General features: G+C 73.5%; 19 protein-coding genes. 14 read left to right on the top strand and 5 right to left on the bottom strand.

Features of this window, described 5'->3' with window-relative positions:
- Nucleotides 1-154: 154 nt before the first annotated feature.
- Both ACZ7MF_RS36875 and ACZ7MF_RS36870 read right to left on the bottom strand, forming a co-directional pair.
- Nucleotides 155-883: a gamma-glutamyl-gamma-aminobutyrate hydrolase family protein gene (locus ACZ7MF_RS36875; protein ID WP_471482519.1), complete on the bottom strand. Its 729-nt coding sequence runs from the start codon at nucleotides 881-883 to the stop codon at nucleotides 155-157.
- Nucleotides 884-980: 97 nt separating this feature from the next.
- Nucleotides 981-1,691, bottom strand: coding sequence for a FadR/GntR family transcriptional regulator (locus tag ACZ7MF_RS36870; protein ID WP_471482518.1), 711 nt, complete (start codon nucleotides 1,689-1,691; stop codon nucleotides 981-983).
- A 125-nt stretch (nucleotides 1,692-1,816) separates the two neighbouring features.
- Between ACZ7MF_RS36870 and glnA4 the strand changes: the two genes are divergently transcribed.
- The 4 genes from glnA4 to ACZ7MF_RS36850 are packed head-to-tail and all read left to right on the top strand — an operon-like array spanning nucleotide 1,817 to nucleotide 6,402.
- Nucleotides 1,817-3,184 (top strand): gamma-glutamylethanolamide synthetase GlnA4, encoded by a 1,368-nt coding sequence (gene glnA4, locus ACZ7MF_RS36865; protein ID WP_471482517.1) that lies wholly within the window; start codon nucleotides 1,817-1,819, stop codon nucleotides 3,182-3,184.
- 26 nt (nucleotides 3,185-3,210) lie between these two features.
- Nucleotides 3,211-4,614 carry an aldehyde dehydrogenase family protein gene (locus ACZ7MF_RS36860; RefSeq protein ID WP_471482516.1) on the top strand — a complete coding sequence of 468 codons (1,404 nt, stop codon included), beginning with the start codon at nucleotides 3,211-3,213 and terminating at the stop codon, nucleotides 4,612-4,614.
- Nucleotides 4,611-5,393: a 3-oxoacyl-ACP reductase gene (locus tag ACZ7MF_RS36855; RefSeq protein ID WP_471482515.1), complete on the top strand. Its 783-nt coding sequence runs from the start codon at nucleotides 4,611-4,613 to the stop codon at nucleotides 5,391-5,393. Before ACZ7MF_RS36860 ends, ACZ7MF_RS36855 begins: the two co-directional genes overlap by 4 nt.
- A 37-nt stretch (nucleotides 5,394-5,430) precedes the next feature.
- Nucleotides 5,431-6,402: a DUF2510 domain-containing protein gene (locus ACZ7MF_RS36850; protein WP_471482646.1), complete on the top strand. Its 972-nt coding sequence runs from the start codon at nucleotides 5,431-5,433 to the stop codon at nucleotides 6,400-6,402.
- A 30-nt stretch (nucleotides 6,403-6,432) separates the two neighbouring features.
- On the opposite strand, the gene ACZ7MF_RS36845 is transcribed toward ACZ7MF_RS36850, so the two are convergent.
- Nucleotides 6,433-7,641: an amino acid deaminase/aldolase gene (locus ACZ7MF_RS36845; RefSeq protein ID WP_471482514.1), complete on the bottom strand. Its 1,209-nt coding sequence runs from the start codon at nucleotides 7,639-7,641 to the stop codon at nucleotides 6,433-6,435.
- Between the two features lie 1,337 nt (nucleotides 7,642-8,978).
- On the opposite strand from ACZ7MF_RS36845, the gene ACZ7MF_RS36840 reads away from it, so the two are divergent.
- Entirely contained in the window at nucleotides 8,979-9,692 is a 714-nt protein-coding gene (locus tag ACZ7MF_RS36840) for a hypothetical protein (protein ID WP_471482645.1), read from the top strand.
- Entirely contained in the window at nucleotides 9,689-10,870 is a 1,182-nt protein-coding gene (mycP, locus tag ACZ7MF_RS36835; RefSeq protein ID WP_471482513.1) for a type VII secretion-associated serine protease mycosin, read from the top strand. The genes ACZ7MF_RS36840 and mycP overlap by 4 nt, the downstream gene beginning before the upstream one ends.
- Nucleotides 10,871-10,886: 16 nt before the next feature.
- Here mycP and ACZ7MF_RS36830 read toward each other — a convergent pair whose 3' ends face one another.
- Nucleotides 10,887-11,603 (bottom strand): serine hydrolase, encoded by a 717-nt coding sequence (locus ACZ7MF_RS36830; protein WP_471482644.1) that lies wholly within the window; start codon nucleotides 11,601-11,603, stop codon nucleotides 10,887-10,889.
- Between the two features lie 167 nt (nucleotides 11,604-11,770).
- Here ACZ7MF_RS36830 and ACZ7MF_RS36825 point away from each other — a divergent pair, with 167 nt between their 5' ends.
- Nucleotides 11,771-12,502, top strand: coding sequence for an SseB family protein (locus ACZ7MF_RS36825; RefSeq protein ID WP_471482512.1), 732 nt, complete (start codon nucleotides 11,771-11,773; stop codon nucleotides 12,500-12,502).
- A 21-nt stretch (nucleotides 12,503-12,523) separates the two neighbouring features.
- Here the strand turns inward: ACZ7MF_RS36825 and ACZ7MF_RS36820 are convergent, their stop codons facing one another.
- Nucleotides 12,524-12,889: a DUF1844 domain-containing protein gene (locus ACZ7MF_RS36820; RefSeq protein ID WP_356866056.1), complete on the bottom strand. Its 366-nt coding sequence runs from the start codon at nucleotides 12,887-12,889 to the stop codon at nucleotides 12,524-12,526.
- A 383-nt stretch (nucleotides 12,890-13,272) separates the two neighbouring features.
- Here ACZ7MF_RS36820 and infC point away from each other — a divergent pair, with 383 nt between their 5' ends.
- The 7 genes from infC to pheT all read left to right on the top strand — a co-directional run bounded on the left by infC (nucleotide 13,273) and on the right by pheT (nucleotide 20,766).
- Nucleotides 13,273-13,929 carry a translation initiation factor IF-3 gene (infC, locus tag ACZ7MF_RS36815; RefSeq protein ID WP_471482643.1) on the top strand — a complete coding sequence of 219 codons (657 nt, stop codon included), beginning with the start codon at nucleotides 13,273-13,275 and terminating at the stop codon, nucleotides 13,927-13,929.
- A gap of 115 nt (nucleotides 13,930-14,044) precedes the next feature.
- Nucleotides 14,045-14,239 carry a 50S ribosomal protein L35 gene (rpmI, locus tag ACZ7MF_RS36810; RefSeq protein ID WP_003977225.1) on the top strand — a complete coding sequence of 65 codons (195 nt, stop codon included), beginning with the start codon at nucleotides 14,045-14,047 and terminating at the stop codon, nucleotides 14,237-14,239.
- 97 nt (nucleotides 14,240-14,336) lie between these two features.
- Nucleotides 14,337-14,720, top strand: a complete 384-nt coding sequence (gene rplT, locus ACZ7MF_RS36805; RefSeq protein ID WP_003977226.1) for a 50S ribosomal protein L20 — start codon at nucleotides 14,337-14,339, stop codon at nucleotides 14,718-14,720.
- Nucleotides 14,721-14,902: 182 nt separating this feature from the next.
- Nucleotides 14,903-15,751 carry a TrmH family RNA methyltransferase gene (locus tag ACZ7MF_RS36800; protein ID WP_356866058.1) on the top strand — a complete coding sequence of 283 codons (849 nt, stop codon included), beginning with the start codon at nucleotides 14,903-14,905 and terminating at the stop codon, nucleotides 15,749-15,751.
- Between the two features lie 50 nt (nucleotides 15,752-15,801).
- The gene (locus ACZ7MF_RS36795; RefSeq protein ID WP_471482511.1) at nucleotides 15,802-16,941 is read left to right on the top strand and encodes a sensor histidine kinase; all 1,140 of its coding nucleotides are present in this window, start codon (nucleotides 15,802-15,804) and stop codon (nucleotides 16,939-16,941) included.
- Nucleotides 16,942-17,122: 181 nt separating this feature from the next.
- Nucleotides 17,123-18,244: a phenylalanine--tRNA ligase subunit alpha gene (gene pheS, locus ACZ7MF_RS36790; protein ID WP_471482510.1), complete on the top strand. Its 1,122-nt coding sequence runs from the start codon at nucleotides 17,123-17,125 to the stop codon at nucleotides 18,242-18,244.
- On the top strand, nucleotides 18,244-20,766 hold the full coding sequence (gene pheT / locus ACZ7MF_RS36785; protein WP_471482509.1) for a phenylalanine--tRNA ligase subunit beta: 2,523 nt from the start codon (nucleotides 18,244-18,246) through the stop codon (nucleotides 20,764-20,766). The genes pheS and pheT overlap by 1 nt, the downstream gene beginning before the upstream one ends.
- Nucleotides 20,767-20,887: the final 121 nt, after the last annotated feature.

Raw genomic sequence — 20,887 nt, 5'->3', positions numbered from 1 at the left:
GAGCGGCGTCGTCGCCCTGGCCGCGGGCGTGCCGACGGGGCCGGTCGGGCCCGGCCCGGGATGGTGTGAGGGACCCTCGTGGGGCGCGGACTGAGAGTCGTGCGGCCTGCTTGGGCCGTTCCGGCGGGCCGCCGGTCGGACGTCGTCGACTTCGTCACCGGTCACGGCCGGGCCGGTCCTCGGGCCCCGCTCGGTCCAGTCGGGCCGCGGCCACCAGGGCACGCATCACCCGTACGTCCTCGCCCATCTCCGGGTGCCACTGCACGCCCAGGACCCAGCCGGGACCGGCGGGCAGTTCCAGGGCCTCCACGGTGCCGTCCGCCGCGTGGGCCGAGGCAACCAGGCCGGTGCCGAGCCGGTCCACCGCCTGGTGGTGGTAGGTCGGCACGAACGTCTCCTCCGGCACGGCACCGGCGTACAGCGTGCCCGGCACCGGGCGGACCGGGTGGCCGCCGAAGACGCCCACCACCTCGGCGTGCCCCTCGATGTGCTGGACGAGGGTGCCGCCCAGGGCGACGTTGAGCAGCTGCATGCCCCGGCAGACGCCCAGCAGCGGGACGCGCGCGGCCAGGGCCGCCTCGATGAGCGCCAGCTCCCAGGTGTCCCGGGCCCGGGCCGGCGGACCGGTGCGCGGGTCGGGCTCGGCGCCGTAACGCACCGGCTCCACGTCCGGGCCGCCCGCGACCACCAGCCCGTCGACGCGGGCGACGGTCGCGGCGGCGTGCTCCGGCGCGTCCGGCGGGAGCATCGCGGCCAGCCCGCCCGCCCGCTGCACCAGCCGCGGATACCCGGCCGGCAACAGCGCCGCCTCCAGCTCCCACACGCCCCAGCGTGCCCCGGACTCCATATATGTGCTGACACCGATCAGCGGCCGGTCGGCCATCCGTCCTCCAGACGATGGGCTGGTGATGGGTTGGTGAGGGATCTGGCAATGGACCGTTCCCACACCTTTGCCGGAGCGCGTGGGCACGGCAAGACGCTCACGCCAGGAACCCGCGCAGCAGCGACGCCGTGCCCGCGCAGTGCTCCCGAGCGATCTCCCGCGCCCCGTCCGCGTCCCCGTCGAGCACCGACTCCACCAGCGCGGTGTGCTGGCGCTGGGAGTGCTCCAGGTTGCGCACCAGCAGCGGGATGCAGTCCAGCAGGTCGTTCAGGGTGGCGCGGACGGCCGCGTACTGCGCCGCCAGCGCCGGTGAACCGCACAGCTCCGCCAGGGTGAGGTGCAGCATCGTGTCCAGCCGCCGGTACTGCGCCAGCGGCGCCTCCCGCGTACCGGTCAGCGCCGCGCGCAACCGCGCCGCCCCCGCGTCCGTCAGCCCGTGCGCCGCGCACAGCCCGGCCGCGCCCGCCTCCAGCACCTCCCGGAAGCGCAGCACGTCCTCGATGTCGACCCCGGCCACCCGGCGCCGCAGCTCGTCCTCGCCGCCCGCGTCGGCGCGAGGCAGCACGAACGTCCCGCCGTACCGGCCGCGCCGCGCCTCGACCAGCCCCTGGTCCTGGAGCACCCGCAGCACCTCGCGCAGCGTCACCCGGCTGATCCCCAGCCGCTCCGCCAGCTCCCGCTCGGCCGGCAACCGCTCGCCCCCCGCGACCAGGCCCAGCCTGACGACCTGGAGGATCTGCTCCAACGCCTCCTCGAAGCCGTTCCCGGCGCGCACCGGCCGCAGTACCGGCGCCAGCCGGTCCGTCACGCTCCCGGAACTCCCGGCACTCCCGGATCTCCCGCCGGATTCCTCCCGCACGCGGCCGCGCCCCCTTCCCAACCAAAGGTTCCCGGCAATACCTTATGGCTCCCGGCCAGAAGGAGGCTCTTCCCGTGGCAGACCGCACACCCCCGCTCGGGGTCGAGGAACTGCACGCCCTCGTCGCCGCCGGTGACATCGACACCGTCGTCCTCGCCTTCCCCGACATGCAGGGCCGCCTCCAGGGCAAGCGGTTCGCCGCGCGGTTCTTCCTCGACGAGGTCCTGGAACACGGCACCGAGGGCTGCAACTACCTCCTCGCCGTGGACGCCGACATGAACACCGTCGACGGCTACGCCATGTCCTCCTGGGACCGCGGCTACGGCGACTTCGCCATGCGCACCGACCCCGCGACCCTGCGCCGGCTCCCCTGGAACGAGGGCACCGCGATGGTCGTCGCCGATCTCGCCTGGGAGGACGGCTCCCCGGTGCTCGCGGCGCCCCGCCAGATCCTGCGCCGCCAGCTGGAGCGGCTCGCCGGACACGGGTACACCGCGCAGGTCGGCACCGAGCTGGAGTTCATCGTCTTCCGGGACACCTACGAACACGCCTGGGACGCGAACTACCGCGGCCTGACCCCGGCCAACCAGTACAACGTCGACTACTCGGTGCTCGGCACCGGCCGCGTCGAACCCCTGCTGCGCCGCATCCGCAACGAGATGGCCGGCGCGGGCCTCACCGTCGAGTCCGCCAAGGGCGAGTGCAACCCCGGCCAGCACGAGATCGCCTTCCGCTACGACGAGGCCCTGGTCACCTGCGACCAGCACGCGGTCTACAAGACCGGCGCCAAGGAGATCGCCGCCCAGGAGGGCATGTCCCTCACCTTCATGGCCAAGTACAACGAGCTGGAGGGCAACTCCTGCCACATCCACCTCTCGCTGGCCGACGCCGACGGCCGCAACGCCATGGCCGACGACGGCCAAGGCCGTGGCATGTCCGACGTGATGCGGCACTTCCTCGCCGGACAGCTGGTGGCGCTGCGCGAGTTCTCCCTCCTCTACGCCCCGCACATCAACTCCTACAAGCGCTTCCAGCCCGGTTCCTTCGCGCCCACCGCCGTCGCCTGGGGCCACGACAACCGCACCTGCGCCCTGCGCGTCGTCGGCCACGGCCGCTCGCTCCGCTTCGAGAACCGGCTCCCCGGCGGCGACGTCAACCCCTACCTCGCGGTGGCCGGGATGGTCGCGGCCGGACTGCACGGCATCGAGCAGCGGCTGGAGCTGCCCGAGCCCTGCCCCGGCAACGCGTACACCGCCGACTTCGCGCACGTCCCGACCACCCTGCGCGAGGCCGCCGAGCTGTGGGAGAACAGCACCCTCGCCAAGGCCGCCTTCGGGGACGAGGCCGTCGCCCACTACCGCAACATGGCCCGCGTCGAACTGGACGCGTACGACGCCGCCGTCACCGACTGGGAACTGCGCCGCTCCTTCGAACGCATGTGAGGCACCGGTTGTCCGAGTTGTTCGAGTTGTCAGAGAAACTCCCTGACGAGCTCCATGTACTCAACCCCGCCACCGAAGAGGTCGTCGCCACCGTCCCCGCCGCTTCCGCGGCCGACGTGGACGCCGCCGTCGCACGCGCCGCGCGGGCGCAGGCGACCTGGGCCGCCCTCGCCCCGGGCGACCGGGCCCGGCTGCTGCGCCGCTTCGCCGTCACCGTCGACGAGCACCTGGAGGAGCTGGCCCGCCTGGAGGTCCGCCAGGCCGGACACCTGCTCGGCAACGCCCGCTGGGAGGCCGGCAACGTCCGCGACCTGCTCGACTACGCCGCCGGGGGAGTGGAGCGGCTCACCGGACGCCAGATCCCGGTGGCCGGCGGCCTGGACGTCACGTTCCTCGAACCACTCGGAGTCGTGGGCGTCATCGCCCCCTGGAACTTCCCCATGCCGATCGCGGCCTGGGCCACCGCCCCGGCGCTCGCGGCGGGCAACGCCGTCCTCCTCAAGCCCGCCGAGACCACCCCGCTCACCGCGCTCCGCCTGGCCGAACTCGCCCTGGCGGCGGGCCTTCCCGAGGGCCTGTTCCAGGTGCTGCCCGGGCACGGGCCGGTCGCGGGCGACGCGCTCGTCGAGCACCCCGGCGTCGCCAAGATCGTCTTCACCGGGTCCACGGCCGTGGGCCGACAGGTGGCCGCCAAGGGCGCGGCGCTGCTCAAACCCGTCACCCTCGAACTCGGCGGCAAGAGTCCCAACATCGTCTTCGCCGACGCCGACCTCGAGGCCGCCGCGGCCGCCACGCCCATGTCCTTCCTCGACAACAGCGGCCAGGACTGCTGCGCCCGCACCCGCATCCTCGTCCAGCGGTCCGTGCACGACCGCTTCCTCGCCCTCCTCGCCCCCGCGATCGAGGCCGTCCGGGTCGGCGACCCGGCCGACGAGAGCACCGAGATGGGCCCGCTGATCTCCCGCGCGCAGTTGGAGCGCGTCCGCTCGCTCGTCCCCGCCGACGCCGCCGGCATCCGCGGCAAGGCCCCCGAGGGCGGCCCCGGCTTCTGGTTCCCGCCGACCGTCCTCACCGGCGTCGACGCGCACGCGCGCGTGGCCGTCGAGGAGGTCTTCGGGCCCGTCGCCGTCGTCCTGCCCTTCGAGGACGAGGCCGACGCGGTCCGCCTGGCCAACGCCACCGACTACGGCCTGGCCGGCTCGCTGTGGACCCGGGACGTCGGTCGCGCCCTGCGCGTGTCGGGCGCGGTGCGCGCCGGGAACCTGTCCGTCAACTCCCACGCGAGCGTCCGCTACTGGACACCGTTCGGCGGGTTCAAGCAGTCCGGTCTCGGCCGCGAACTGGGCCCGGACGCGCTGGCCGCGTTCACCGAGACCAAGAACGTCTTCATCAGCGACACCCCATCGAGCACGGAGGGCCCCGCACAGTGAGCGAAGACATCGTCTGCCGCAGGCTCGTCGGCCGTACCGCAGTCGTCACCGGGGCGGGCAGCGGCATCGGACTCGCCGCCACCCGCAGGCTCGCCTCCGAGGGCGCCCACGTCGTCTGCGGCGACGTGGACGAGACCCGGGGCAAGGCCGCGGCCGAGGAGACCGGCGGCACCTTCGTCAAGGCCGACGTCACCGACCCGGAGCAGGTCGAGGCGCTGTTCGCGGCGGCCTACGACACCTACGGCAGTGTCGACGTCGCCTTCAACAACGCCGGTATCTCGCCGCCCGACGACGACTCCATCCTGGAGACCGGCCTGGAGGCGTGGCGGCGCGTCCAGGAGGTCAACCTCACCTCCGTCTACCTGTGCTGCAAGACCGCCATCCCGTACATGCGGCGCCAGGGCCGGGGGTCGATCATCAACACCGCCTCCTTCGTGGCCCGGATGGGCGCGGCCACGTCGCAGATCTCGTACACCGCGTCCAAGGGCGGCGTCCTCGCCATGTCCCGGGAACTGGGCGTGCAGTTCGCGCGGGAGGGCATCCGCGTCAACGCCCTGTGCCCGGGACCGGTCAACACCCCGCTCCTCCAGGAACTGTTCGCCAAGGACCCGGAGCGGGCCGCGCGCCGCCTCGTGCACATCCCGGTGGGGCGGTTCGCCGAGGCCGAGGAGATCGCCGCCGCCGTCGCCTTCCTGGCCAGCGACGACTCCTCCTTCGTCAACGCCACGGACTTCCTGGTGGACGGCGGGATCTCCGGGGCGTACGTCACACCGCTGTAGATCACCGCGCGTGGCGTCCTACAGTGCCGGGATGAGCATGACGCCACCGCCCGGCTGGTACCGAGATCCGTCGGCCCCGCACCAGGAACGCTGGTGGGACGGCACGGCCTGGACCGAGCACCGCCGGGCTCCCGAGCCCGTCGGGTACGGGCCGGCGGTGGGCCAGGCTCCCGTGTCTGGCCCAGGACCGGGTGCATGGCCGGGTCCGGAGTCCGGGCCGGGGACGGGCGGCGGGGGACGCGGCAAGGCCGTCGCCGTCACCGTCGCCGCGGCCGTGCTGGTCGCGGCGATCGTCACCGGCGTGTTCGTGCTGGGCGAGGACGACGACGGCAGCCCGCGGACGCAGACCCCGCCGGTCACGGCGACCGCCACGGACCCCGCACCGGTCAGCGACCCGCCGTCCCCCTCACCCACCGCCTCCGAACCCTCCGCCGACGACCCGGCCCTGGTCGAGGACCAGCTCAACGGCATCACCTTCCCGCTGCCGGACGGCTGGGTCCGGCCCAAGTACGTCGCCGAGGACGACGTCATGATGACCACCGACGGCACCTACGACTGCCCCGCCGACGGCAGCGTGTGCCGGCACGGCCTCGTCGTCTCGCGCACCGTCACGGCGAACGCCGAGTCCTCCCCGAAGGTCCTGGCCGAGCAGGACATCGAGGACGCGGCCGACGACGCCTACGACCGCGACCTGATCGGCAACAAGCCCTTCGGCGGCATCGAGTCCCACGAGGAGGTGGCGTCCGGTCCCGTCGCGGTCGCCGGACGCGCCGGGTACTACGTGCGCTGGCGGGTGAGGACGGCCGAGGGGCCCGGCGGCTACGTGCAGTCGATGGTGTTCCCGTCCACCGTCGGCACCGAGTCCCCGATCCTCGTCCGCTACGTCTTCGACGCGGGTGAGGACGGGCCGCCGCCGGCCGACATGGACGCCATCACCAAGGGCATCCGGCCCATCGGCGACGCGGACACCGGCGGCGGCGTGGGCAGCGGCATCGGCCCGACGGACTGACACCGACACCGACCCGACGGGGGCTCCCCGCTACAGGAAGGTGTGCCCCTCGCCCCGGTAGGTCGGCACCGTCGCCGTCACCGCGTCGCCCTCCACCAGGTGCAGCGCGTCGAACCGCTCGCACAACTCCCCGGCCTTGGCGTGCCGGAACCACACCTTGTCGCCGATCAGCAGGTCGTCGGCGGGCGAGCCCAGCAGCGGCGTCTGCACCTCGCCGGGACCCTCCTGCGGGTCGTAGCGCAGCCCCTCGGGCAGATACGGCACCGGCAGCCGGTCGGGGCCCGCCGCGCCGGAGGCCGGATACCCGCCGCCGAGCACGGTCACGATCCCGACCCCCGGCCGCCGTACGACGGGCTGCGCGAACAGTGCCGCCGGACGACCGCTGAACGACGTGTAGTTGTCGAACAACCGCGGCACGTACAGCCCGGAACCGGCCGCGATCTCCGTGACCGCGTCCTCGGCGGCGGTGTGCTGCACGCTGCCCGTGCCGCCGCCGTTGACGAACTCCAGGCCGGGCACCACGGCCCGGACCGCCCGCACCACGGCCGCCCGCCGCTCGGCGAGCTCCCGCCGCGCGGCCGCCTGCATCAGCCGCACGGCACGCGACCGGAACGGATGCCCCGCCACCGCGTCCCCGACCCCGGCGACATGCCCCTCGTAGGCCATGATGCCGACGACCTCGAACCCCGGTCGGCGGGTCACCGCCCGGGCCAGGTCGGCGACCTGGGCGGGGGAGTGCAGCGGCGAGCGCCGGGCACCGACCCGTACCCGGCCCCCGAGCAGCCGCAGCGAAGTGTCCAACTCCAGGCAGACCCGTACGACTTCCCCGCCGCCGTCGCCGTCGCGCGCCGCGTCGACGAGGTCCAGCTGCGCCGGGTCGTCGACCATCACGGTCACGGCGGAGGCGAGCTTGGGATCGGCGGTCAGCTCGGCGTACCCGGCGCGGTCCGCCGACGGATAGGCGAGCAGCACGTCCTCGAAACCGGAGCGCGCCAGCCACAGGGACTCGGCCAGCGTGAACGACATGACGCCCGCGAAACCGTCCCTGGCCAGGGCCCGTTCCAGCAGCGCACGACAGCGTACGGACTTGCTGGCGACCCGGATCGGCTTCCCGCCGGCCCGGCGGACCAAATCGTCCGCGTTGGCGTCGAAGGCCTCCAGGTCCACGATCGCCACGGGGGCGTCCAGATGGGCGGTGGCCCGGTCGTAACGGGCCCGGTCTGCGGCGCGTGCGGTCATGACGGCAGCCTGCCAGACAGGATTACCGCAGGGTAGGGGGACGATCCGGGCCAATGCCGCGGGCGCGCGGACTGGTTCCCCGTCGAGCGGGGTCACGCCGTAGAGTGGCGCGCACGCACGGGCGGACCCGGCCCCGGCGGCAGGGCCCCGGCAGCCCGCGCCGGGATGGCGGTCCTCCCGAGCGGGTATGCGTGCCCGGGACGGATCGGTTCCGCGCCGGGCCGGGCAGGAGACCGCGGTCAGGACCACCGTCTCCGGCCCGTGTCGGAGAAACGGGCCGGGCCCGAGGAAACGGGGGGTGCATGAGCACGGAAGCGCGCCGCGCCTCCCTCCCCCCGCACCCCGAAACGCCACCCCGCCCAGACTCCGCGCCCACCTCGGCCCGTACGCCTGCGCCTGCTTCGGGTCCTGCGCCCGCCCCGGCCTCTGCACCCGCCCCGGCTCCTGCGGCCTCCCCGGGTCCTGGGCCTGCCCCGGCCTCTGCACCCGCCCCGGGTCCCGGGCCGGGCCCGTCGGCGTCCGTGGCGGATTCGTCGGCGTTCGCGCAGGGTTCCGGCGTGGTGCCCCGCCCCAACCTGTCGCACCCGGAGTCCGCGGCTCGCCGTGAGGGACCGCCGCCGCGCCCGGAGTCCGGTCCGGACACCGCCTCCCACCCGGCGGCTCCGTCCCGCCCCTCGACGCCCCCGCGTCCCGGCACCCCGCCCCGTCCCGGCGTTCCGCCCCGCCCGGCACGGGCGCCGGGGGAGCGCGGCGGCGGCCAGGAGCCGGCGAAGTCCGAGGCACGCCCCGAGGCGTCCTTCGGCCCTGCCCGGGACAGGGACGCCGAAGGCTCCGGCGTCCGGGTCCGCCACCCGCGCTTCCGGCTCGGCGACTCCCGGTCCGCCGACGCCGCGGCCCCGCCGCCCCGCGCCTCGGCACGCTTCCCCGACACCGCGCCGTCCGTCGGCCGTGACGCCTCGCGCGGCAGCGGCGTACCGTCGGCACCGCCGTACCGTCCCGGTGCTCCCGAGGAGACCCCGACGGAGACGACCGCCCGCCTGCGCCCGGTCCCGGCGGACCCGGAACCGGAGCCGACACCGGAGCCGCGAACGACGCCCGCCGCGGAACCGTCGACTCGAACAGAACCCCACCCGTCACACCCGGCACCCGCCCCGCCCTCCGGCCCGGCGGCCCCCGCCACCTCCACCGCCCCCGACCCCGCCTTCTCCTGGAGCTCCCCGTACGAGGCGCGGCCCCGGGTCTCGTTCGGGGAGCCCGAGGGGTACGACGGACTGGCCCGGCCGCGGCCGCTCGGCGGGCGCCCGCGGCCGCAGGTCGTCGCCGCGGCCGTCTGTCTCGTGCTCGGCGTGGGGCTCCTCACCGGAGCCGTCACCGGCAGCTGGCTCGCCGGGGACTCCGGGGACGACGGCGCGCGCAGTGCGTACACCGAGGCCGGGGACCTGTGGCACAGCGTGCCCGTCGACCAGCTGTTCCCGCCCACCGTCCAGGGCAAGGGCGCGGGACCCGGCGGAGCCGACCGCACCTGGACGCGGGTCGCGGTCGCCCCGGACGGCGACTGCGCGGGCGCCTTCGACCGGCTCCTCGCCAAGGTGCTCGACCCGGTCGGCTGCTCACGCCTGCTGCGCGCCACCTACACCGACGCCACCCAGAGCTACGTCACCACCGTCGGCCTGCTCTTCACCAAGGCCGACGCCGCCGCCATGACCTCGCTGGAGGGCCGGTTCGAGAAGGAGGGCCTGGGCCGCCGGGACGACCTCATGCCCCTGCCGTACGCGGCGAAGGACACGGTCGCCGAGGGCTTCGGCGCACCCCAGCGGGGATCGTGGACCGTCTCCGTCCTCACCGACGCCCCCGTCGTCGTCTACGCCGTGTCCGGCTGGGCCGACGGCCGCACCGTCGACGAACCCGAACCCGCCGAGGAGGCCATCGAGTCCGGTGCCACGTCGGCGCCCGCCCAGGCCGGTCTCGGCCACGAGGCGCAGGGCCTCGCCGACCGCGTCGAACGCGCCCTGCGCAAGCACGTCGGCGCGCCCACGGAGCACCCCTCGTGACCCCCGCAGACATCCGCCGCAGGACCGGCGCCCTGAGTCTCTTCCTCGCCGCCGCCCTCGTCCTCGCCCCGGCGCCCGCCGCGCACGCCGACGGCATCCGCGCCCAGCAGTGGGCCCTGGACGCCATGCACACCCAGCAGGCGTGGCGCACCACCAAGGGCGCGGGCGTCACCGTCGCCGTCCTGGACACCGGTGTCGAGGCCGACCACCCCGACCTGGCCGGCAACGTCCTCACCGGCAAGGACCTGGTCGGCTTCGGCGCGAGCGAGGGCGACCGATCCTGGGCCCGGCACGGCACCGCCATGGCCGGGATCATCGCCGGCCACGGACACGGCACCGGCAACACCGAAGGCGTCATGGGCATCGCCCCGGAGGCCAGGATCCTCCCCCTGCGCGTGATCCTGGAGGACGGCGACCCCTCCCGCGCCAAGGCCCGCAAGACCCGCGGCAACGCCCTGGCCGAGGGCATCCGCTGGGCCGCCGACCACGGCGCGGACATCATCAACCTCTCCCTCGGCGACGACTCCGCCTCCGCCCACCCCGAACCCGCCGAGGACGAGGCCATCCAGTACGCCCTGAAGAAGGGCGTGATCGTCGTCGCCTCGGCCGGCAACGGCGGCGAGAAGGGCGACCACATCTCCTACCCGGCCGCCTACCCGGGCGTGATCGCGGCGACCGCCGTCGACCGCTACGGCACCCGGGCCTCCTTCTCCACCCGCCGCTGGTACGCCACGGTCAGCGCCCCCGGCGTCGACGTGATCATCGCCGACCCCGATCACCGCTACTACGAGGGCTGGGGCACCAGCGCCGCCTCCGCCTTCGTCTCCGGGGCCGCCGCCCTGGTGAAGGCGGCCCACCCGGACCTCACCCCGGCCCAGGTCAAGTCCGTCCTGGAGGACACCGCCCGCAACGCCCCGGCCGAGGGCCGCGACGACTCCCGGGGCTTCGGCTTCGTCGACCCGGCCGCCGCCATCGAGGCGGCCGGACGGCTGAAGCCGGAGGGCCTGAGGGCGGCGTCGTACGGGGACGAGTACTTCGGTAGCGGACCGGACGCCCCCGCCTCCGACGACGACACCTCCGCCTGGGCCGCCCCGCTGGCCGGCGGCGCGGGCGGCGTCCTGGTGGTCGCGGCCGTGGTCCTGTGGCGGGGCCGCCGCGAACGCCCCGACGACTTCTGACCACCCGGAGAGGTTCCTAGGGCGAATCGTCCGCGACCACGGACACCGCCGCCCGCGCCGCCGCCTCGGTCAGCGAGATCCCCTCCCCCTGCGTACCGCTGCCCCGCGACACCACCGCCACCAGGCAGCCGCGGCCGCCGGTCGCCACCCGCCCGATGCTGTTGACGACCCACAGCCCGGTGGTGCTGCGCCGCAGCCAGCCGTTCTTCAGCGCCCACGTCGAACCGGCCGTGCCACCGGCCGCGTCGGCCGCCGCCGACACACCCCACCGCTGACCGTCCGCGATCCGTTCCATCAGCCCGCGCACATACGCCCGTGCCACCTCGCTCAGCGCCGAGCCGTCCGTCACGAACACCTGCCGCAACAGCGCGACCTGGTCGGCGGCGGTGGTCCGGGTCAGCCCCCACAGCGGGCCGTCGCCGCCCTCGGTGCCAATCAGCCCGAAGCGTTCGTTCGCGGCGTCGAGTCCGTCGGCCGTCCCGATCGCCCGCCACAGTGCCGACGCCGAGCCGTTGTCGCTGTTCACGATCATCGCGGTGGCGTACGTCTCCTCCGCGGCGGTGAGCGACCGTCCCGCGTCCTGCGCCTGAAGCAGCAGCGCCGCCAGGATGTCGACCTTGACGATGCTCGCCGTGTCGAAGGCGCCCGTGCCGTACGCGGCGCCCGCGCCCGCGTCCGGGTCGAGCACCGCCACCGACACCTCGGCGCCGTCCGGCACCGGCACCGACGCCATGGCCGCGGCCAGCCGCGCGTCACCGTCCGCCACCGGTCCGACCGTCTCCACCGCTGCCTCCCCACCCGAGGGCCCACCGCGCCCGCCAGGCTCTGGAGGATGCCACGGCGGCGATGGTTCAGGCCGGTGAGGAGCGCCGTACCCGTACCCGGATAGGGTCGGGGACCGTGGCGAACAAGAACATTCCCGACTCCGCCTTCTCCGACGACGACGGCACCGCCGACCCCCGGCTGAGCGCCGCGCTCGCCGCCTGGGCCGAGGACCGCACCGCCGTGGCCCCCGTGCTGGAGGCGCTCAAGGGCGCCCGGCTGCTCGTGCCCGTCGTCGCCGTACTGGGGGAAGTGGAGGAGGACGAGAACGGGCTGCGCCGCGAGAAGACCAGCGACATGGCCGTACCGACCCTGAAGGCCGGTGACCGCACCGCGCTCCCCGCCTTCACCTCGACCGCGTCGCTCGCCCGCTGGGACCCCGCGGCCCGTCCCGTCGCCGTACCGGTGCACCAGGCGTTGCAGGCCGCCGCGCACGAGAAGGCGGACACCGTCGTACTGGACCTGGCCGGGCCGGTGCCGTTCGAGCTGACCGGAGCGGTGCTGCTGGCACTGGCCGAGGGGCGTACGACGACCGACCCGCTCGCGGACCCGGCCGTGGCCGGGGCGGTCTGCGCCGCCCTGGCCGACGAGCCCGCCGTGCTCCGCGCCCACCTCGGGCCGGGCCGGGCCGACGGCACGCTCGCCCTGGTGCTGGACCCGGCCGCCGACGCGCCGAGGGCCGCGCGCGCCGTCGCCGAGCGGCTGGCCGCCGACGACACACTGAGGGCCCGCCTGATGCGCGGCCTCGACCTGGCACTGCTGCCGGCCGGGGCGACGCCGCCGGGCGAGCCCTTGTACGTGCGGGGGTAGCTCCGGATCAGCGGGCGGCGGTCAGCCGTAGACCGCGCCCGTGTACTTCTCGCCCGGGCCCTGGCCGGGCTCGTCCGGGACGAGCGAGGCCTCGCGGAAGGCCAGCTGGAGCGACTTCAGACCGTCGCGCAGCGGCGCCGCGTGGAACGAGCTGATCTCGGTCGCGGTCGCGTCCAGCAGACCGGCCAGCGCGTGCACCAGCTTGCGCGCCTCGTCCAGGTCCTTGTGCGCGTCGCCCTCCTCGGTCAGGCCCAGCTTCACGGCGGCCGCGCTCATCAGGTTGACGGCGACCGTCACGATCACCTCGACCGCGGGAACCTCGGCGATGTCGCGGGTCATGGCGTCGAAGTCGGGATTCGCCGCGGATTCAGCAGGGGTCTCACTCATGCCGCACACGATAGGCGCAGCGGGGGAGCGGGCCCCACTCGGACTCGGTTAGCCCTTGCCCCGCCGAGCTGCTAACCTTGTGTAACGACCGGTCGGACACGTACGCCCACGGCAGCGGATCCGGCCCACAAGTGGAGGCTTCGAACTCCCACCTGGCCGTCCTCCGGACGGCGGGTCACCGGTCAGGCGGTCCCGTCCCACGGCGGTGACCAGCCCGAAATCGCGCCCCGCGGTCATCGCGGCGGTGCTCCGGTAGCAGTTCGAGGAGCCCCGCCTGTGATCGTCCGGGGCATTTTTTGTGTGCCGGCTCGGTTAGGTCTATCGAACACAGACGTTACGCGGCTGTCCGCCAGACCGTCGCGTGGTGCTACCGAGGAGGATCCATCAGCGCCGAGCCCCGCATCAACGACCGGATTCGCGTTCCCGAGGTGCGACTTGTCGGTCCCAGCGGCGAGCAGGTCGGGATTGTCCCGCTTGCCAAGGCCCTGGAGCTTGCGCAGGAGTACGACCTCGACCTCGTCGAGGTCGCGGCGAACGCCCGTCCGCCCGTGTGCAAGCTCATGGACTACGGGAAGTTCAAGTACGAGTCGGCCATGAAGGCCCGTGAGGCGCGCAAGAACCAGGCGCACACGGTCATCAAGGAGATGAAGCTCCGGCCGAAGATCGACCCGCACGACTATGACACCAAGAAGGGTCACGTCGTCCGGTTCCTCAAGCAGGGCGACAAGGTCAAGATCACGATCATGTTCCGTGGTCGCGAGCAGTCCCGGCCGGAGCTCGGCTACCGACTGCTGCAGCGTCTCGCGGAGGACGTCCAGGACCTCGGCTTCGTGGAGTCGAACCCGAAGCAGGACGGCCGGAACATGATCATGGTCCTCGGTCCGCACAAGAAGAAGACCGAGGCGATGGCCGAGGCCCGCCAGGCGCAGGAAGCGCGCAAGGCGGACGCGAAGGCGAACCCCGGCAAGTCGCAGAACGCCGCGGAGGCCGACGACGTCGAGGACGCCGAGGCCCCGGCCGAGGCACCTGCCGAAGCGTGACCCCCGGGGGACCGCCAGTCCCCAGGACACATACCCGATACAAGAGCGACGCTCCAACCGTGCCCGGTTTCACGACCGGGCACCGGAGCGCCACCGACGAGGAGAGAACGGCGCTATGCCGAAGAACAAGTCGCACAGCGGTGCCAGCAAGCGCTTCAAGATCACCGGCTCCGGCAAGGTGCTCCGTGAGCGCGCCGGCAAGCGCCACCTGCTCGAGCACAAGTCGTCCCGCGTGACGCGTCGCCTCACCGGCAACGCCGAGATGGCCCCGGGCGACGCCGCGAAGATCAAGAAGCTTCTCGGCAAGTGACGTACGGGCGCCACTGAGCGCCGTACGGCAGGACCGGGACCCATTCGATACCGGGCCGCGTGAGGACCACCGCGGCCCCGCTACAAGGAGTTAACAAGTGGCACGCGTCAAGCGGGCAGTCAACGCCCACAAGAAGCGCCGGGCGATCCTCGAGCAGGCCTCCGGCTACCGCGGTCAGCGTTCGCGCCTGTACCGCAAGGCCAAGGAGCAGGTCACCCACTCGCTGGTCTACAACTACAACGACCGCAAGAAGCGCAAGGGTGACTTCCGCCAGCTGTGGATCCAGCGCATCAACGCCGCTGCCCGCGCCAACGGCATCACGTACAACCGCTTCATCCAGGGCCTGAAGGCCGCCAACGTCGAGGTCGACCGCAAGATCCTCGCCGAGCTGGCCGTCAACGACCCGAACGCGTTCGCCGCGCTCGTCGAGGTCGCGCAGAAGGCGCTGCCGAGCGATGTGAACGCGCCGAAGGCGGCGTGACGCTGCGCCGGCTTGAGCCGTAGTTGAAGGGACCCGCAGGCTGGAGCCTGCGGGTCCCTTCGGTTGCCGTTGTGTTCGGTTCGTTGTCTGCCGTGGGTGCGTTGTGGCTGGTCGCGCAGTTCCCCGCGCCCCTTTGGGGCGCGTTGCAGTCCACGACGATTCAGATGTGAAGGTGAGCAAGAGTGCGTCCTGTCAGCCCCGAGCTGATCTCCCCCCGGTCCCCCCGTGTCGCCGCCGCGCGGCGGCTGGGGAAGCGGAACTTTCGGGGGAAGGAGCGGCTGTTTCTGGCCGAGGGGCCGCAGGCCGTGCGGGAAGCTGCCGGGTACGGGGAGACGCTGGTCGAGTTGTTCGCCACCGTCGAGGCCGCGGAGCGGTACGCCGACATCGTCGGGGCCGCGCGTGACGTCGGGGCCGGGGTGCACCTCGCCGCCGACTCGGTGATCGAGGACATCTCCACCACCGTCACCCCGCAGGGCCTTGTCGGGGTCTGCCGGTTCCTGGACACGCCGTTCGAGGAGATCCTCGCCGCCCGGCCCAAGCTCGTCGCCGTCCTCGCGCACGTCCGGGACCCCGGCAACGCGGGCACCGTGCTGCGCTGCGCCGACGCCGCCGGGGCCGAGGCGGTCGTGCTCACCGACGCCTCCGTCGACCTCTACAACCCCAAGGCCGTACGCGCCTCCGTCGGCTCGCTGTTCCACCTGCCGGTTGCCGTCGGCGTCCCCGTCGAGCGGGCCGTCGCCGGACTGCGGGAGGCGGGGGTACGGGTGCTGGCCGCCGACGGTGCGGGCGAGGACGACCTCGACACCGAGCTGGACGCGGGCACCATGGGCGGGCCCACGGCCTGGGTGTTCGGCAACGAGGCCTGGGGGCTCCCGGAGGAGACCCGCGCCCTCACCGACGCCGTCCTGCGCGTCCCGATCCACGGGAAGGCGGAGAGTCTGAACCTCGCGACCGCCGCCGCCGTATGTCTCTACGCGTCGGCGCGTGCACAGCGCGCCGCCGGAGGGTGCCGCTCCGTCACCGAGAGCTAGTAGGGTGACCAGCTCAAGGCCCCTGCGCGGTTGAGAGGTGGGGTACGGGGATGAGCGTCGGCACGAGCAGTGCACCGGGAGCACGCCAGGTGCCGTGCCCGCCCGCGCCCCGCACGCCCGGCGATCCCGCCGACCTCGGCATCGACCCGGACCAGCTGCCCGACGGCCTGGTCGTCGCCGACGAGCACGGCCGGGTGGTCTGCTTCAACGCGGCCGCCGTCCGCATCACCGCCACCCCCGCCGCCGAGGCTCTCGGACAGCCCCTGGACAGCGCCCTGCCGCTGGAGGATCTGGAGGGCCGCCGCTGGTGGCAGCTCACCGACCCCTACGGCGGCCTCGCCATCCGCGTCCGGCAGCCCGAGCGCAACCTGCTGCTCCCCGGCGGACGGGAGGTCCTGGTCACCGCCCGCTACGTCCGCGCCGAACGCCTCGGCCCCGTCCACCGCGTCGTCGTCACCCTGCGCGACACCGAGGCCCGCCGCCGCACCGAGCGCAGCCACGCCGAGCTGATCGCCACCGTCGCCCACGAGCTGCGCTCCCCCCTCACCTCCGTCAAGGGATTCACCGCCACCCTGCTGGCCAAGTGGGAGAGGTTCACCGACGACCAGAAGCGGCTGATGCTGGAGACCGTCGACGCCGACGCCGACCGCGTCACCCGCCTCATCGCCGAGCTGCTCGACATCTCCCGGATCGATTCCGGCCGCCTGGAGGTGCGCCGCCAGCCCGTCGACATCGGCGCCGCCGTCGGCCGGCACATCCAGGCGTACGTCGCCTCCGGTCTGGAGGCCGACCGCTTCCTGCTCCGCCTCGCCCAGCCGCTGCCCGACCTGTGGGCCGACCCCGACAAGGTCGACCAGGTGCTCAGCAACCTGCTGGAAAATGCCGTGCGGCACGGCGAGGGAACCGTCACCATTGACGTCACGCCCACGGCGTCCCCCCGCGAAGGGGAGGACACCGGCACGTCGGTCACGGTGAGCGACGAGGGGGCGGGCATCCCGGAGGAGTCCATGAACCGCGTCTTCACTCGCTTCTGGCGGGGCAGCAAGCGCGGTGGCACCGGCCTCGGGCTGTACATCGTCAAGGGCATCGTCGAGGCCCACGGCGGCACCATCACGGTCGGCCGCGCCCCCGGCGGCGGCGCCGAGTTCCGATTTACGTTGCCCGTGGCGGCACCGGCGTACCTCAGCTGACAACCACCTGAGACGGCCGACGGACACCACGGGCGTAATCAGCGTTCCACAGCCCCGTTAGACTCGGTCTTTGGCACCTTTGCGTCCAGATCCGCAGACGAAGCGCAGACGAAGCGTCTCCGCCGCGTCCGAGGACCGTAGACGGGGCGTCCCAGCCAGCCAATCGGAAGCACGGGAAGAGATGTCGGCACCGAATAAGTCGTACGACCCAGTCGAGGTCGAGGCGTTGAAACCGGAAGAGATCGAGCGCATGCGGGACGAGGCGCTCGCCGCCTTCGCCGCCGCGGACTCCCTCGACGCGCTCCAGGAGGCCAAGGTCGCCCACACCGGCGGCACCTCCCCGCTGGCGCTGGCCAACCGAGAGATCGGCGCCCTGCCCCCGCAGGCCAAGGCCGAGGCGGGCAAGCGCGTCGGCATGGCCCGCGGCGCCGTGAACAAGGCGCTGGCCGCCCGCCAGGAGGAGCTGGAGGCCGAGCGCGACGCGCGCGTCCTGGTCGAGGAGGCCGTGGACGTCACGCTGCCCCACGACCGCGTACCGGCCGGCGCCCGCCACCCGCTCACCACGCTCTCCGAGCGCATCGAGGACATCTTCGTCGCCATGGGCTACGAGGTCGCCGAGGGCCCCGAGGCCGAGGCGGAGTGGTTCAACTTCGACGCCCTCAACATCGGCCCGGACCACCCGGCCCGCGGCGAGGCCGACACGTTCTTCGTGCAGGGCCCGGAGGGCGGCGCCGAGTCCGGCGTCGTGCTGCGCACCCACACCTCGCCCGTGCAGATCCGCTCCGCGCTCTCCCGCGAGCTGCCGGTCTACGTGATCTGCCCCGGCCGGGTGTACCGCACCGACGAGCTGGACGCCACCCACACCCCCGTCTTCCACCAGGTCGAGCTGCTCGCCGTCGACGAGGGCCTGACCATGGCGGACCTCAAGGGCACCCTGGACCACATGGTCCAGTCGCTGTTCGGCGCGGAGATGAAGACCCGGCTGCGGCCGAACTTCTTCCCCTTCACCGAGCCGTCCGCCGAGATGGACATGCTCTGCTACGTCTGCAAGGGCGCGTCCGTCGGCAACCCCGACCGGCCCTGCCGCACCTGCTCCAGCGAGGGCTGGATCGAGCTGGGCGGCTGCGGCATGGTCAACCCGCGGGTGCTCACCGCCTGCGGTATCGACCCCGAGAAGTACAGCGGCTTCGCCTTCGGGTTCGGCATCGAGCGGATGCTGATGTTCCGCCACAACGTCGAGGACATGCGAGACATGGTCGAGGGCGACGTCCGGTTCACCCGGCCGTTCGGGATGGAGATCTGATGCGGGTCCCGCTTTCCTGGCTGCGGGAGTACGTCGACCTGCCGGCCACCGAGACCGGCCGCGACGTGCAGGCCAAGCTGATTTCGGCCGGCCTCGAGGTCGAGACCGTCGAGCACCTGGGCGCCGACCTCAAGGGCCCCCTCGTCGTCGGCCAGGTGCTGACCATCGAGGAGCTGGAGGGCTTCAAGAAGCCGATCCGCTTCTGCACCGTCGATGTGGGGCAGGCCAACGGCACCGGCGAGCCGCAGGAGATCGTCTGCGGCGCCCGGAACTTCGCCGTCGGCGACAAGGTCGTCGTGGTCCTGCCCGGCGCCACCCTGCCCGGCGGCTTCTCGATCTCCGCCCGCAAGACCTACGGCAAGACGTCCCACGGCATGATCTGCTCCAGCGACGAGCTGGGCATGGGCGACGACGGCACCCACGGCATCATCGTGCTGCCGCCGGAGACCGAGGTCGGCAAGGACGCCATCGAGCTGCTCGAGCTGGTCGACGAGGTGCTGGACATCGCCGTCACCGCCAACCGCGGCGACTGCCTGTCCATCCGCGGCGTCGCCCGCGAGGCCGCCATCGCCTACGGCCTGTCCCTGCGCGACCCGGCCCTGCTGGACGTGCCCGGCCCGAACGCCTACGGCTACCCGGTGAAGATCGCCGACCCCACCGGCTGCGACCGCTTCACCGCCCGCACTGTGACCGGCCTCAGCGCCGAGGCGCGCTCCCCGATCTGGCTCCAGCGCCGGCTCCAGAAGGTCGGCATGCGCCCGATCTCGCTCGCCGTCGACGTCACCAACTACGTGATGATGGAGCTGGGCCAGCCCCTGCACGCCTACGACCGCTCACTGGTCCAGGGCACCATCGGCGTGCGCCGGGCGCAGGAGGGCGAGAAGATCGTCACCCTCGACGGCACCGAGCGGAAGCTGCACGCCGAGGACCTGGTCATCACCGACGACCGCGGCCCGATCGGGCTCGCGGGTGTCATGGGCGGCGCCAACACCGAGATCGCCGACCACGACGCCGCCGAGAACGGTGGGAACACGACGAGTGACGTGGTCATCGAGGCCGCCCACTTCGACCAGGTGGCCATCGCGCGCACCGCCCGCCGGCACAAGCTGTCCTCCGAGGCGTCCCGCCGCTTCGAGCGCGGCGTCGACCCGCAGGCCGCCGCCGCTGCCGCGCAGCGCACCGTGGACCTGCTGGTGCTGCTCGCGGGCGGCACCGCCGAGGCCGGGGTCACCGAGATCAGTGCCCCGTCCGCGCCGCACACCATCAGCCTCCCGGCCGACCACCCGGACAAGGTCGCCGGTGTCGCCTACGGCCGCGAGACCGTCGTGCGCCGCCTCCAGGAGGTGGGCTGCGACGTCTACGGCCAGGACGAGCTGATCGTCACCGTGCCGTCCTGGCGGCCCGACCTGACCGACCCGAACGACCTCGCCGAAGAGGTCATCCGCCTGGAGGGCTACGAGAACCTGCCCTCCACGCTGCCCCGGCCCCCGGCGGGCCGCGGCCTCACCTCCCGGCAGCGGCTGCACCGCCGCGTCGGGCGTGCCCTGGCCGGTGCCGGGTTCGTCGAGGCGCTGAACTACCCGTTCGTCGGCGAGCAGGTCTTCGACCAGCTCGGTCTCGACGCCGACGACCCGGCCCGCCGCGTCGTCAAGCTGGTCAACCCGCTCAGCGACGAGGAGCCCGCGCTGCGGACCTCGCTGCTGCCGGGCCTGCTCGCGGCCCTGCGGCGCAACGACGGCCGGGGCGCGCACGATCTGGCTCTCTTCGAGACCGGCCTGGTCTTCCACCCGCAGGGCGAGCAGCGGGTCGCCGCCAACCTGCCCGTCGACCGGCGCCCCGACGAGGACGACCTCGCCGCGCTGGACGCCGCGCTGCCCGACCAGCCCCGGCACGTCGCCGTGGTCCTGGCCGGCGCCCGCGAGCAGGCCGGCTGGTGGGGCAAGGGCCGCCCGGCCGACTGGGCCGACGCGGTCGAGGCCGCCCGCACCGTCGCCCGCGAGGCCGGCGCCGAACTGGGCGTCCGCAAGGGCCAGTACGGGCCGTGGCACCCGGGCCGCTGCGCCGAGCTGTTCCTCACCGCGGACGGCGAGGACCGCGTCGTCGGACATGCGGGTGAGCTGCACCCGCGCGTCCTGAAGGCACTGGGCCTGCCCGCGCGCACCTGCGCGATGGAGCTGGACCTCGACGCGGTGGAGCGGGTCGGCGACGACACCCCGCAGGCGCCGGGCATCTCCACGTTCCCGGTCGCGACGCAGGATGTGGCCCTGGTGGTCGACGCGTTCGTCCCGGCCGGCGAGGTCGAGGTCGCGCTGCGCGAGGGCGCGGGTGAACTGCTGGAGTCCATCCGGCTGTTCGACGTCTACGACAACGCGGAGCAGCTCGGTGAGGGGCGCAAGTCCCTCGCGTACGCGTTGCGCTTCCGCGCGGGGGACCGGACGCTGACGGTCGACGAGGCCTCCGCTGCCCGCGATGCCGCGGTTGCCCTCGCGGGCGAGCGGGTGGGAGCGGTGCTGCGTAGTTAGCGGTTCGCCCAAGGGGCGTGGGGTTCCTGCCGGTTCGGCGGCTGCGGGCAGTCGGTGGCTGGTCGCGCAGTTCCCCGCGCCCCTGAAGGGGCGTCAGCGCAACGTGCCCTTCTTTAGGGGC

The sequence above is a fragment of the Streptomyces sp. NPDC111628 genome, assembly GCF_055635195.1.
This window is presented reverse-complemented; position numbering and strand designations above follow the sequence as displayed.

What these genes read in the sequence shown, in the direction of transcription:
- pheT (WP_471482509.1), top strand. Translation starts at nt 18,244, where the DNA reads ATGCGGGTCCCGCTTTCCTGGCTGCGGGAGTACGTCGACCTGCCGGCC.
- rpmI (WP_003977225.1), top strand. Translation starts at nt 14,045, where the DNA reads ATGCCGAAGAACAAGTCGCACAGCGGTGCCAGCAAGCGCTTCAAGATC.
- ACZ7MF_RS36875 (WP_471482519.1), bottom strand. Translation starts at nt 883, where the DNA reads ATGGCCGACCGGCCGCTGATCGGTGTCAGCACATATATGGAGTCCGGG.
- ACZ7MF_RS36850 (WP_471482646.1), top strand. Translation starts at nt 5,431, where the DNA reads ATGACGCCACCGCCCGGCTGGTACCGAGATCCGTCGGCCCCGCACCAG.
- ACZ7MF_RS36830 (WP_471482644.1), bottom strand. Translation starts at nt 11,603, where the DNA reads ATGGCGTCGGTGCCGGTGCCGGACGGCGCCGAGGTGTCGGTGGCGGTG.
- ACZ7MF_RS36820 (WP_356866056.1), bottom strand. Translation starts at nt 12,889, where the DNA reads ATGAGTGAGACCCCTGCTGAATCCGCGGCGAATCCCGACTTCGACGCC.
- ACZ7MF_RS36795 (WP_471482511.1), top strand. Translation starts at nt 15,802, where the DNA reads ATGAGCGTCGGCACGAGCAGTGCACCGGGAGCACGCCAGGTGCCGTGC.
- ACZ7MF_RS36845 (WP_471482514.1), bottom strand. Translation starts at nt 7,641, where the DNA reads ATGACCGCACGCGCCGCAGACCGGGCCCGTTACGACCGGGCCACCGCC.
- pheS (WP_471482510.1), top strand. Translation starts at nt 17,123, where the DNA reads ATGTCGGCACCGAATAAGTCGTACGACCCAGTCGAGGTCGAGGCGTTG.